We start from the raw sequence: 12,528 nt of genomic DNA, 5'->3' as shown, positions 1-12,528 counted from the left end.
CTGAGCCCTCCAAGCGTCCCTGACGACGGTGTCGGGGGATGCTAGGACGGGAGAGCGACGAACGTCACTGCTTTCGCCCTGCTGTGCCTGGGTTGTGTGGCGCAATCGTGATCAAGCGCTGACCCGGTGTGACGAGACGGGTGTGGCGCGCGGCCCGTTCACCCCATCGGCAGCCGAACCGCCCGGCACGGCTAGAGCGTGCCCAACCCCTGGGTGACGTGCTCCTCGGCGGTGTCCAGGTAGGACAGCAGCGCCGACTCGGCGGCGTCGACCTCGCCCGACTCCAGCAGGTCGGCGATCGCGCGGTTCCTCGGCAGGTAGTCGCGGTGGAAGCCTTCGGGGTCTCCCACCACCTGGAACACCAGGCGCAGCTCGGCGAGCAGGCGGCGCACCTCCTCGTCCAGCCGGGAGCTGCCCGCGAGCGCGGTGATCGCCGCGTGGAACCGGCCGTTCGCCGTGCCCACGCCCACCCAGTCCTCGTCGTCCCTCAGCCGCTCGGCCCACCGGACCGCGTCCCCGACCCGCGCGCGCCGCTCCTCGGGTGCGTCGGGCCACCGCCGCAGCGCGCCCGCCTCGATCACCCGGCGGGCGGCGTACAGGTCGGCCACGTCCTCGGTGCTCGGCACCCGCACGAACACGCCCCGGCTGTGCTCGTGCACCAGCAGGCGCTCGTGGGTCAGGAGCCGGAACGCCTCGCGCAGGGTGTTGCGGGAGACGCGCAGCGCGTCGCCGAGCGACTTCTCGGACAGCTGGCTGCCCGCTTTGATGGCCCCGTCGAGCACCCGAGCCCTGAGGGCGTCGGCGACCCGCTCGGCCGTGCTGGACCGGCTCATCCGCGCGCCGTCCTCGGCGAGCGCGCGGAGCCAGGTGCCGGCTTCAGCGGTGGTCATGGGGCCGATCCTACTGGGCGGGGGTCCGCCCACCGGGCCCGCGGATTGTTCAACAACCGCCTGGACCTGCGCCGGGAGCCGCTGCGGCGAGCGCGCGCGGGGGTGCCGCCGTTGAGCGGCGCGAGCACCGTCCTTCAGCGGGTTTCGCGCGGGCGGGCGGGCGGAGAACATCACGGGGTGATCTTCCAACTGCGCACGGTGACACCGGTGCTGGCCGCCCTGACGATCGCCCTGACCGCCGCGCCCGCCGCGACGGCCGCTCCCGGAGCCGCTCCGGGGTGCTTCGACCCGACCGCCCCGCTGACCGTCGAGGAGCAGCGGCTCACCGCCGTCCTCGACCCCGACGGCCCACCGGTCGGGCCGGAGCTGGCGCGGCTCGGCGGGTTCGACGACGAGGTGGCGCGGTTCGCCTCCGCCCTGTGCGGCGCCGGGCGGCGGGACGCCGCCGGCCTGGCCCAGCAAACCGGCGAGGGGCTGTGGCGGGCGGCGGTGGAGCGCGCCCGGTCGCCGCAGTCGTGGGACGCGCACGACGACCGGCCGCTGTACTGGGCGCGGCTGGGGATGACCAAGGCGCTGCGGCAGTGGAAGCCGGGGTGGACCCTGCCCGCCGCCGAGCGGTCCGCGCTGGTCGACCGGCTGGACCGGGCCTCGCGCGGGCTGTCCGACGTCCGGTTCCGCGCGGACGCCGCGCCGACCGCCGTCCCGCGCGCGGCCGGGGACGACAACGGTGGCGGCCGGGGCAGCGCCGACGGTCCCCACGCCGCCGGTCGCCACGCCGCCGGTCGCCACGCCGCCGGGGTCACGTCGCTCGACCAGCTCGGCAGCACCATCGGCGCCGACCCGCTGGCCCTGCTGGGCGCGCAGGCCGAGGCCGCGCCCGCCCCCGGGGACCGCGCCGCCCCCGAGGACCGCGCGGCGGTGCGGCGGATCGCGCTCACCGGGTTCGACCCGTTCTTCCTCGACGGCTCCGGCATCACCCGCAGCAACCCGTCCGGCGCGGCGGCGCTCCAGCTCGACGGGCGGGTGCTCGACACCCCGCAGGGCCGGGTCGTGGTGGAGGTCGCCGTGCTCCCGGTGACCTGGGGCGAGTTCGACAAGGGCATCGTCGAGCGCTTCTACGGCTCGACCGTCACCGGCGGGCAGCGCCCGCACGCCTTCGTCACGGTCAGCCAGGGCAGGCCCGGCCAGTTCGACGTGGAGCGCTGGGCGGCGCGCTGGCGCGGCTGGTCGCCGGACAACAACAACGCGACCGCGCCCGGCGCGGTCCCGGACGCGGCGGGCTGGCCGCAGCCGTCGACCGAGTTCATCGAGACGACCCTGCCGCACGAGCGGATGACCACCACGCCGACCGGCGACTACCCGGTGCTCTTCAACCGGGGCTTCTGCGAGTTCCCGGCGGGCGCGACCCCCGCGCCGGGCGCGCAGCGGTGCGGGACGGGCGAGCCGACGCCGGGCGCGACGGCGGCCAGCGGCGGCGGTGGCGACTACCTGTCGAACGAGAGCATGTACCGGGCCAACCGGGTGCGCACCGGCCTGGGCGCGACCGACGTGCGCGGCGGCCACCTGCACACCCCGGTCCTGGGCCAGCCCTGGGACGACGCGCTGACCGACGAGTTCTTCGAGGCCGAGCGCAGGGCCATCACCGACCAGGTGATCGCCCTGGTCGCCCTGGTCTGACCCGCGCGCCGGGCGCGGGGCCCCACCCGGCCCCGCGCCCGGCCCGGTTCTCCGGCCCGCACCACTTCGGTCCCGCGCCTTCGGTCCGGGTTCTTCAGCGCAGCGTCACCGGGCGTGCCAGTAGGGTGATCGCGTGCGACGCTGTCGGGCGCTGAGCGGGTTGTTGGCCGTGGTGGCTGTTGTCCTCGCCGGGTGCGCGGAGCAGGTCGGCGGGACGCCGGGCGCCGCTGCGCCCCGGCCCTCGATCACGCCCGCCGCGAGCGAGCTGCCGCAGCCGGGCGCGTGCGTGGACCAGGACCTCAAGGCCGTCGACTGCGCGGCGCCGCACGTCGCCGAGGTCACCGCCGTCGGCGACCTCACCGGGGTCGGGCAGCGCACCGAGCGCGACCTGCGCCGGGTCGCCCTGCCCGCCTGCCGCGCCGCGCTCGCGGGCTACCTCGGCGCGGCGGACCACGACGCCACCCGCATCCAGGCCCAGGCGATCTGGCCCAGCGAGGACGGCTGGGCGCGCGGCGACCGCTGGCGGCTGTGCACGGCGGTCGAGATCTCGCCCACCGGTCAGCAGGCCAGCCGCACCGGGTCGCTGGCCGGGCTGCTCAAGGCCACCGGGTTCGCGTCCGTGCAGCTGTGCACGAGCGGGTCGCCCGCCCGCGACGAGGCGCTGGAGATCGTCGCCTGCGACGCCGCGCACCTGGCCGAGGCGGTGCCGGGGGTGCTCGCGCTCGGTGGTCCGCAGGACCCGCCGCTGTCCCAGGAGCAGGTGAACGCCGCCGCGTCGGGGCACTGCGCGGCGAAGGTGAACGGCTACGTCGGGGCGGTCCGCGAGGACGTCTTCGCGTCCTGGCGCTCGTTCGGCAGCCAGGCCTGGTCCGAGGGCTTCACGACGGCGGTCTGCTACGCCGAGGCCGCCCGCCCGTTCACCGGCAGGCTCTGGGGCCTCGGCCGGGGTCCGCTGCCCGAGTAGCGCGCCCGGTCGAGCGCTCCCCCGGTGGCCGCCGGAGGGCGCCGGAGTTGTCCACAGGGCCCCGTCCCCAGGTTCATGCGCAAGCTGTCCACAATCTCCACAACCTGTGCACAGGTTCATCCACACCCTGTGGAGAACTAGTCTCCACAGGCGGAATAGTTGATCAAGAAGCCGACTTTCCACAGTCGCCGAGTTAAGTAGGAACCTGCTCTGAGCAGCGCGAAGAACCCTCGCGATGACCTCCGGTGCAGTTGTCCACAGCTGTGGAGAACTGCCGGCGCAAGAGTGGAGAACTGGGGAAAGACTGGGGACAACTCGGTTGTCCACAGCCGTCCGGACGAACCGGGAACCCGGCGCGCGGATACCCCGAAGATCGGCTTCTCAACCCCTCGAACCGGCCCTGGAACGGCAGAACCCGGTGGACGCCGTTGTCCACCGGGCCACGTGGCGGGCCGAACCGCGGCCCGCCCGGCCACCCCGCTACCCGAGCCGCTGCCTCAGCGCCTCCAGCTCGTCGCGCAGCGCGGTCGGCACCTTGTCGCCGATCTTCGCGAACCACTCCTCGATCAGCGGCAGCTCGGCCCGCCACTCGTCCGCGTCGAACGCCAGCGACGCCTCCACGTCCTCCACCGGCGCGCCCAGCTCCGACAGGTCCAGCGCCTCGGCGGTCGGCACGTGCCCGATCGGCGTCTCACGGGCCGCCGCGCGCCCCTCGATCCGCTCGACCGCCCACTTGAGCACCCGCGAGTTCTCGCCGAACCCCGGCCACAGGAACCGCTTGTCCTCGCCGCGCCGGAACCAGTTGACGTAGAAGACCTTCGGCAGCTTGTCGGCGTCCGCGCCCTTGCCGGTGTCGATCCAGTGCTGGAAGTAGTCGCCCGCGTGGTAGCCGATGAACGGCAGCATCGCCATCGGGTCCCGCCGCACCACGCCCACCTGGCCGACCGCCGCCGCCGTGGTCTCGCTCGACAGCGTGGCGCCCATGAACACGCCGTGCTGCCAGTCCCGCGACTCGGTGATCAGCGGGACGGTCGTGGCCCGCCGACCGCCGAAGAAGATCGCCGAGATCGGCACGCCGTTCGGGTCGTCCCACTCCGGCGCCTTGATGTCGCACTGCTCGATCGGCGTGCAGTAGCGCGAGTTCGGGTGCGACGACGGCTCGTCCGAGCCCGGCGTCCAGTCGGCCCTCTTCCACGAGGTCAGGTGCGCGGGCGGCTCGCCCATGCCCTCCCACCACACGTCGCCGTCGTCGGTCAGCGCGACGTTCGTGAACAGCGAGTTCCCCTTCTCGATGGTCCGCATCGCGTTGGGGTTGGTGTGGTAGTCGGTGCCCGGCGCGACGCCGAAGAACCCGTTCTCCGGGTTCACCGCGTACAGCCGCCCGTCCTCGCCGAACCGCATCCACGCGATGTCGTCGCCGAGCGTCTCGACCTTCCAGCCGGGGATGGTCGGCTGGAGCATCGCCAGGTTGGTCTTCCCGCAGGCGCTCGGGAACGCCGCCGCGATGTAGTAGACCTTCGACTCGGGCGAGGTGAGCTTGAGGATCAGCATGTGCTCGGCGAGCCAGCCCTCGTCCCGCGCCATCACCGAGGCGATCCGCAGCGAGTAGCACTTCTTGCCCAGCAGGGCGTTGCCCCCGTACCCGGAGCCGAACGACCAGATCGTCCGCTCCTCGGGGAAGTGCGTGATGTACTTCGTGTCGTTGCACGGCCACGCCACGTCGTCCTGGCCGGGGGCCAGCGGCGCGCCGAGCGAGTGCAGCGCCTTCACGTACGGGACGCCGTCGCCGAACAGCTCCAGGGCGCGCGTGCCCATGCGGGTCATGATGTGCATGGAGACGACGACGTACTCGGAGTCGGTGATCTCCACGCCCAGCATGGGCTTCTCCGCCGTCAGCGGCCCCATGCAGAACGGGATGACGTACATGGTCCGGCCGCGCATCGAGCCCCGGTAGAGCTCGGTCATGGTCGCCTTCATCTCGGCCGGGTCCACCCAGTTGTTGGTGGGACCGGAGTCGGCCGGGTCGGCCGAGCAGATGAAGGTGCGCTCCTCGACGCGCGCGACGTCCGTCGGGTCGGAAGCCGCCCAGAACGAGTTCGGCTTCTTCTCCAGCGGGACGAAAGTGCCCGCGTCGACCAGTTTCCCGGTCAGCTCGGCCCATTCGCGCTGCGTTCCGTCGGCCCACACGACCCGGTCGGGAGAGGTCAGCTCGGCGATCTCGCGAACCCAGGCCAGCAGTTCCTGGTGGTCGGTCGGGGCCTGGTCGAGACCGGGAATGGTCACTGCCGTCATCTCGTCTCGTCTCCTCGGTGAAGCACCGCCCCACGGGCGGACGACGACGTCCGTGCGGGACGGCGGCGTCCTCGGGAATGGCTGCGCCCGCCCCGGTGGGGGCGTGCGCTGAAAGGGATGGACGGAGGTTAGCCGGGTGAATGCCGGGTGACACCGCGACAACCTGTCGGTTGCCTCACAAAACCGATCAGGTAATCGATTCAGCACCCGATCACCGATCAATCCGCAACGGTTCAGCGGACAAATGCGATGGCGTTCCGGGCGCGTTACAAGAGCGATTGTGGAAGGGCTCTCACTTTGCCCGGCGGATCGATCGGTGAATTGGTCAAGAAGCGCGCGGAACGCGTTCACCTGCGGCGCGAGCGCCGATTCCGGCCGGTCGGGCCCCGGCGGGGCGCGCTGCCCGCGCGCGGGTGGAGACGCGGATCACGGGGAGCGGCGCTTTCGGCACCCGGACATTTCGGGCGCGCGCCACCACGTCGACGCCTTCAGCCCGCGCCCGTTCGTGGGGCGGCGCGCCCGCTCCCCCGCGCTGACCGCCGCACGACAAGAGGACCAGCGCGGCTGACGAGCGCTGGTCCTGGTTGTTGTCTTCGGCCCGAGGCGCGCCCGACCTTCGAGCCCGAGGTCGAACGATGGCAAAACGAGACCGAACAGCACCGCGTGGCGCGCGCCCGAACGGGGTCGCGCCGCGGCGGCGTCAGTTGGGGCTGATCCACTGCCCGGTGGTCGAGTCGATCCGCACCACGCCCGACACGGCGGTGCGGTCGTCCACCCCGTCGCCCCACAGCTGGTCGCTGCCCGAGTCCGCGGTGTACTTGCCGGTGGAGTCGAACCTGCCGTGCTCCACCTCGGTCCACTCGGCGTCCCCGGTGCGCTGCGAGACGGTCACCTCGCCGTCGCGGGTGATCTCGGTGGCCACGTCCGCCTGCCCGTCGCCGTCCGAGTCGGTGAACAGCCAGGTGTCGCCCTCGGCGTCCTCGATCATGACGCTGTCGGCGCGCCCGTCCTCGTCGCTGTCCACGGTCGCGGGCCCGACGTCCTGCGACCCGTTCGCGGTGGTGACGGTGATGTCCCGACCCTCGGCCGAGTTGGTCCGCTCCGAGTCCTCCCCGACCCGCACCCACTCGCCCGACGCGTCGTCGAACCGGGACCGCTGCACGACCTCGCCCCGGTCGTCGAACGTGGTCATCAGGTCCGCGTCGCCGTCGCCGTCGGTGTCGGAGAACGCGATGCGCCCGCCGTCGTCCGTCTCCACGACCGCGGTCTCGTCCACGCCGTCGTGGTCGAGGTCGTACCCGACCTCGACGGTGTACTCCTCGTCGTCGACGGCGACCTTGAGATCGCTGTCCGCCGCACCCGCTGACTCGTCGATGTACACCGAAGCCACCTTCCCGCCGTTCGCCTACCCGTAGGACTCACGGTAGGCCGATCCGGTTCCCTGCGGGAAGCCGCAGGCGGGAGCGGCGCGGGACACCCCCGCCCGGAGCCCGGTCCGAGCGGGGGCGGCGGCTCAGCGCGGCGCGCCCCACCGGTGCTTGTCCCCGCCGACGAGGTCCCCCGCCACCGTCACCGGCCCCTCGAACACGACCCCGCGCGCGGTCCGCCGCCCCGGTGGCGGCGGCGTGACCGGCAGCGACCGCAGCACCCCGGTCGCCGCGGACGGCAGCCAGGCCACCTGGGCGGCGTCCACCGCGTCGGCCAGCTCGCGCAGCGGCGCCAGCGCGGGCGGCACCGCGGGGTCGACCCCCCACGCGGGCCCGTCCCACGAGGTCAGGGCGCGCAGCGCCGCCGCCCGGTCCTGGGGCGCGGGCTCCACCAGCACCCCGCGCACCGCCTGCTCCAGCGCGCTGACCAGCGCGGGCGCGAGCCTGCCCGGCGCCACCAGCGACACCCGCGACCGGAACGCCCACCCCGCGTAGCGCTCCGCGGCGTCGCGGAACAGCGCCGCCGCGTCCGCCGCGAACGGCTCGCCCGCCAGCACCCGCCGCCCGCGGTACACCCCGCCGCCGGAGAACTCGCCGGGCGCGGCCAGCACCGCGTACCGATCGGCGTACGACCGGAGCCGCGCGGTGAACCCGTGCTCGACCCGCACCGGCCGCAGCCCCACCACCAGCCGCACCCCCTCGGGCAGCCGGTCGACCAGCTCGTCCCACACCCTCGGCTCCGACTCCAGCGGCGGCATGGCCAGGTAGTAGCGCGTCCCGGCGTCCGGCCTGGTCGCCTGGGCGACCAGGCGCCGCCTGCGCAGCTCCGCCACCCACCCGGCGCGCGGCGGTTCGAGCGCGTCCGGCTCGGGCAGGCCCGGCTCGGCCACCAGGTGCTCGGGAACGGCCAGCACCCGCTCCAGCACCCGCTCGGCTTCCCGCTCCACGCCCTCCCGGTACGGCCCGCGCAGCACCCCGGTGATCCCGGACCAGCCAGGACCGCCGTGCAGGGCGAACTCGCAGTCCGGCCCGGCCTGCCCGAGCGCGCCGAGGTACGCGGCGCTCTCCCGCCTGGCCCCGGCCCGCCGGGCGTCCGGCAGCCGCTCCGAGTACCCGGCCAGCTCGGACAGGTCCACGGCCGAGGCGAACCGCGCCCCGAACCGCGCCTCCCAGCCGAAGCCCCGCCGGGCCAGCTCGATCACCGCAGCACCGCGTCGCGGTCCCTGATCACCGCGACCGCGCCGGAGGAGTCCCGCACCAGCAGCCCCGCGCCGTCCTCGCGCAGCAGCTCGTACGAGGTGCCCGGCTCCGCGGTCCCGAGCACCTCGCCGCGCTCGGAGAACACCTCGACCTGCCTGCTCACCGACAGCCACGCCCCGCCCCCGACCGCGCCCGTCCCGGCCTCGGCGACGACCTCCCGCCGGTCGCCCGCCGACACCCGCCACTGCCCCTCCTGCTCCAGCGGCACCTCGTACCCGAACGTCTCGACGATCGGCACGGCCCGCCCGACCGCCGCGGCCTCCACGGCCTCGCGCAGCGCGTTGTGCACCGCCTCGCGCAGCGCCTTCACCGGCTCCATCTCGATCGCGCCCGCCAGTCCCCGGTCCCCGCGCAGGACGGACCCGAACCAGCGCGCGAGCGCCGTGACCGGCAGGAACCGCAACCACATCGTCCACCCGAGGTACAGGTCGTTGCCGAAGGCGAAGACCGACACGTAGACGCTGTACCGGCCCAGCGACACCCGCAGCACGTTGCGCACCCCCGGCGCCGGGTCCCCGACCGCCACCCGGCGCGGCGTGATCACCGCCGGGATCCTCCGGTCCGCGGTCAGCGCCCGGTACACCACGCCGTAGGCGGTCTCCGCGACCGGCGCCTGCCCGTCCAGCAGCAGGTGCCAGTCGCTGAGCACCCGGTGCTGGGGCAGCAGGAGCACCCCCGCCATCCACGCCCAGGGCAGCAGGAACGTCATCAGGCTGAGCAGCCCCAGGGTGAAGCCCGAGTCGCCCAGCACCGCCGCGGCGACCCCCACCACGGCCGACGCCCCCATCCCCAGGAAGAAGATGAGGAAGGCCCCGCCGAACGCCTTCAGCAGCAGGTTCCGCGCGCCCCAGCCGCCGATGGCGTCGGTCAGGGTGACCTCGACCTCGTGCGCGCGCTGGAACAGCAGTCGTTGGCCGACGTAGCTCTCGTTCTGGGACAGCGGTTCCGCGCTCACCGGTTCCTCCCCTGCTCGTCCGTCCACACGTGCTTGTCGCCCCCGACGGCGTCGCCGTGGAACGTGGTGGCGCCGTTGAAGGTGAAACCGCCGGAGGGCCTCCGCCCGACCGGCCCCGCGCCCGCGCCGCGCCGCGCGCCGGACTCCGGGCGGGCCTCCGAACCGGTCCCCTGGCCGGTTCCCGCGTCCCGCGCCCCGTCGCGCCGCCGCCGCGCGCCCCGCCCGCGCTCGCCGACCACGGTCAGCCAGGCGACCGCCAGCGACCCGGCGCCACCGACCTCCGCGAACCAGAAGTCGTCCGGCGTGATCCCGAGACCGCCCTGCTCCACCACGTCCTCGTAGAAGCGCTCCGACACCGCCAGCGCCACCGCGGCCGACGGCGCGTCCGCCAGCGCCGCCCGCAGCTCGGCGCAGTCCAGCAGCCGCGCCACCACGACCTGCGTCCTGCCGGTCATCCCGCGCCCGTCCACCGCCAGCTCCCCGGCGTGCAGCACGGCCCGGACCCGCACGTGCGTCGACGCCGAGGCGAACTCGTTGTGCTCGTGCAGCAGGTCGGACAGCGTCCCCAGCAGCGGGTGCACCAGCGCTGCCTTGGGGAAGCGCGGCGGGACCCGCACCACGCACCCGTCGCCCAGGACCTCCACCTCGCACTCCCGCCACGGCACGGCGCTGCGGTCGAAAGCGCTCTCCAGCGCGCCGAACAGGGCATCGCGCGCGCGTGCCATGGCCCGGTCGGTGCGGTCCGGCGCGCTGGATCCCGCCATGTCGACGGCCAGCAGCGCGCGGTGCTCGGAGCGCGGCTCGGAACGGTTCTGTGCCAAGGGAGATCCCCCTCAGGCGGCGGCGGTCGCCCGCGTACGGCGGGAACGCCACCACCCTCCGCCCGCGCCCGGCGGCGCGCACCGCACAACTGCGGGCAGCCGGTTAACGCTTCAGCATCCGCGTCAGGCCCGCCGCCACCGTGGTGGCCAGCACCCACCCCAGCACGATCAGCCCCGACGCGATCCACTGCGACGCGCCCGGCGTCTGCCACCGGTTCTTGTTGCCGAAGTCCACGATCGGCACCACCAGGTCGATGGTGAACAGCCACGCGTTCCACGGCAGCGTGTCATCGGAGTTGATCTCCACCAGGTCCGGTCCCAGCGCGAACCACGCCCCGCCCAGCAGCCAGGCCACCACCAGCCAGCCCAGCGCCCGCGCGGGCCGGTAGCCGTAGCCCACCATCGACCGCTGCAACCAGCTCCACACCAGCACCAGCGGGCGCAGCCACCGCCTGCCCTCGGCCAGCGCCCGGTAGCGCAGCCGCTGCTTCTCCACCAGCACGGTCGCCGCGTGCTCATCGTTGCCGCCCGCCCGCAGCATCTCCGCGAACTGGTCGTACGGCCCCGGCCGGTACGAGCGCCGCATGGCCTGCCGCAGCCACCGCAGCCGCTGCTCCACCGCCCCGTCGTCCCGCAGGTCGATGGGGTCGCGCAGCGAGTCGTACCGGAACTCCTCCAGGTCTATCCACCCGGTCGCGTCCCAGAAGGCCGGGTTGTCCTCCAGCGTCACGCACCTGGTCTGCCGCAGCACCACGCCCCCGCGCGGCGCCGAGGCGGGCGTGAGCACCAGGTCCTGCACCTGCAACCCGAGCAGGTTCAGCGCCTGCGCGTCCAACCGGTCGCCCAGCACCGACCCGGCGAACGTCGCCATCCGCCCGACCTGGGCCCGCCGCGCCCGCACCCCGCCGTGCGCGGTGAACTCCCCCGGTCCGCCCGCACCCGGTCCGGCCGCGCAGATCAGGTCCCGCCCGATGACCGCGCCGCCCACGTCCACCGACGGCTTGCGCCCCCGCTGGTGCCGGTAGCTGCCCGGCTGGACCACGCGGCTGCCGCGCAGGTCCAGGTTCGCGCCCACCCGCACCGCCCGCAGCTCGATCCCGCCCGCGACCTGGCCCTCGCGGAACGCGAGGTTGCTGCCGACCTGCGACCGGTTGCCCAGCACCGCGTCGGCGCGCGGGTTGTCCACGGTGGACCCGTCGAGCAGCAGGCTCCCGCGCACCACCGCGTCGACCATCCGCAGCTGCCCGCGCACGTGGGCCGCGCGCCCGGTGACGTCCCCGTCGACCCGCGCCCCGTCCAGGTGCAGCGCCCGACCGCGCCGCCCGCCCGCGACGTCCAGCCCGTCGAACCGGCCCCGGCTCAGCGACAGCGTCCCGCCGATCGCGCTGTTGACCGCCCGCACCGGGCCCGCGCTGGAGAACCCGTGGTCCAGCTCCACGTCGCCGTTGACCGACGCCCGGTCCAGCACGAGCGTCGACGCGGCGTCCCCGCTCTGGTCCAGCTCGACGTCCGCCCGCCGCCCCGCCGACAGCACCGTCCCGCGCAGCGTCAGCTTCGCCTCGACCTGCGCGTTGACCAGCGACACCGTGCCGCGCGCGGTCCCGCCGCCGAGCACCAGGTTCCCGCCGACGCGGATCCCGTTGCCGCGCAGGGCGTACCCGCCGGGGTTGTCCAGCTCGCCGCCGTTGAAGTTGGCGTTCCCGCCGATCTGCGCGCCCGCCATGCGCAGCTCGCCGCGCACCTCGATCCGGTGCGCCAGCAGCGCCCCCGCCAGCTTGAGCCGGTCCGCGTGCAGCGCGGGCGCCTCACCGCCGTCGACCGCGATGCAGGTGTCCTGCAAGGAGAGGGAGCCCGCGACGTCCGCGTCGGTCAGGTCCACCGGACCCGCGCACGCGGTGGCCACGAGCGAGAACTCGTTGGCGCTGCTCAAATTCCTGGCCAGCAGCCCCGGTAACCAGCACCCGGTGAACTGCACCCCGGCCAGCCTGCCCTGCCGCAGGTCCGGCGGCTCCTCGAAGCGGCAGCGCTCGAACTCCAGCAGGTAGTTCAGCTCCACGGCCCGCAGGTCCAGCTGCCCGGTGACGAACCGGTCGGCCACCCGCAGCACCGGCGGCACCGTCCCGCGCCGCCTGGCCAGCGGCCACCCGCCCTCGGCGGGCAGCGCCCTCAGCAGCTCGGCGGCGGGGACGCGGAAGGCGCGCGGCGGGCTCGGGTCGAGCACGTCCAGCCGCGCGCCCTCCAC

The 12,528-nt window shown here is 74.4% G+C and carries 9 protein-coding genes; 2 read left to right on the top strand and 7 right to left on the bottom strand.

The features are described 5' to 3' along the window. Positions 1–191: 191 nt before the first annotated feature. Positions 192–890, bottom strand: a complete 699-nt coding sequence (locus CNX65_RS34575; RefSeq protein WP_096497453.1) for a GntR family transcriptional regulator — start codon at positions 888–890, stop codon at positions 192–194. Between the two features lie 177 nt (positions 891–1,067). Between CNX65_RS34575 and CNX65_RS36540 the strand changes: the two genes are divergently transcribed. Both CNX65_RS36540 and CNX65_RS34565 read left to right on the top strand, forming a co-directional pair. Then, the gene (locus CNX65_RS36540; protein ID WP_177154567.1) at positions 1,068–2,567 is read left to right on the top strand and encodes a hypothetical protein; all 1,500 of its coding nucleotides are present in this window, start codon (positions 1,068–1,070) and stop codon (positions 2,565–2,567) included. Positions 2,568–2,700: 133 nt separating this feature from the next. Continuing rightward, positions 2,701–3,531: a septum formation family protein gene (locus CNX65_RS34565; RefSeq protein WP_096497452.1), complete on the top strand. Its 831-nt coding sequence runs from the start codon at positions 2,701–2,703 to the stop codon at positions 3,529–3,531. Between the two features lie 480 nt (positions 3,532–4,011). Here CNX65_RS34565 and CNX65_RS34560 read toward each other — a convergent pair whose 3' ends face one another. From CNX65_RS34560 to CNX65_RS34535, 6 genes are all read right to left on the bottom strand, one after another. Next, positions 4,012–5,823 (bottom strand): phosphoenolpyruvate carboxykinase (GTP), encoded by a 1,812-nt coding sequence (locus CNX65_RS34560; protein ID WP_096497451.1) that lies wholly within the window; start codon positions 5,821–5,823, stop codon positions 4,012–4,014. A 700-nt stretch (positions 5,824–6,523) separates the two neighbouring features. Then, positions 6,524–7,204 (bottom strand): hypothetical protein, encoded by a 681-nt coding sequence (locus CNX65_RS34555; RefSeq protein ID WP_096497450.1) that lies wholly within the window; start codon positions 7,202–7,204, stop codon positions 6,524–6,526. A 132-nt stretch (positions 7,205–7,336) separates the two neighbouring features. Beyond that, positions 7,337–8,452, bottom strand: coding sequence for a hypothetical protein (locus CNX65_RS34550; protein WP_096497449.1), 1,116 nt, complete (start codon positions 8,450–8,452; stop codon positions 7,337–7,339). Further along, positions 8,449–9,465 (bottom strand): hypothetical protein, encoded by a 1,017-nt coding sequence (locus CNX65_RS34545; RefSeq protein WP_096497448.1) that lies wholly within the window; start codon positions 9,463–9,465, stop codon positions 8,449–8,451. Before CNX65_RS34545 ends, CNX65_RS34550 begins: the two co-directional genes overlap by 4 nt. After that, positions 9,462–10,286, bottom strand: a complete 825-nt coding sequence (locus tag CNX65_RS34540) for a hypothetical protein (RefSeq protein ID WP_096497447.1) — start codon at positions 10,284–10,286, stop codon at positions 9,462–9,464. Before CNX65_RS34540 ends, CNX65_RS34545 begins: the two co-directional genes overlap by 4 nt. A gap of 103 nt (positions 10,287–10,389) precedes the next feature. Continuing rightward, positions 10,390–12,528, bottom strand: coding sequence for a translocation/assembly module TamB domain-containing protein (locus CNX65_RS34535; protein WP_096497446.1), 2,139 nt, complete (start codon positions 12,526–12,528; stop codon positions 10,390–10,392).

The sequence above is a fragment of the Actinosynnema pretiosum genome (assembly GCF_002354875.1).
Taxonomy (GTDB): Bacteria; Actinomycetota; Actinomycetes; order Mycobacteriales; family Pseudonocardiaceae; genus Actinosynnema; species Actinosynnema auranticum.
This window is presented reverse-complemented; position numbering and strand designations above follow the sequence as displayed.

What these genes read in the sequence shown, in the direction of transcription:
- CNX65_RS34575 (WP_096497453.1), bottom strand. Translation starts at nt 890, where the DNA reads ATGACCACCGCTGAAGCCGGCACCTGGCTCCGCGCGCTCGCCGAGGAC.
- CNX65_RS34560 (WP_096497451.1), bottom strand. Translation starts at nt 5,823, where the DNA reads ATGACGGCAGTGACCATTCCCGGTCTCGACCAGGCCCCGACCGACCAC.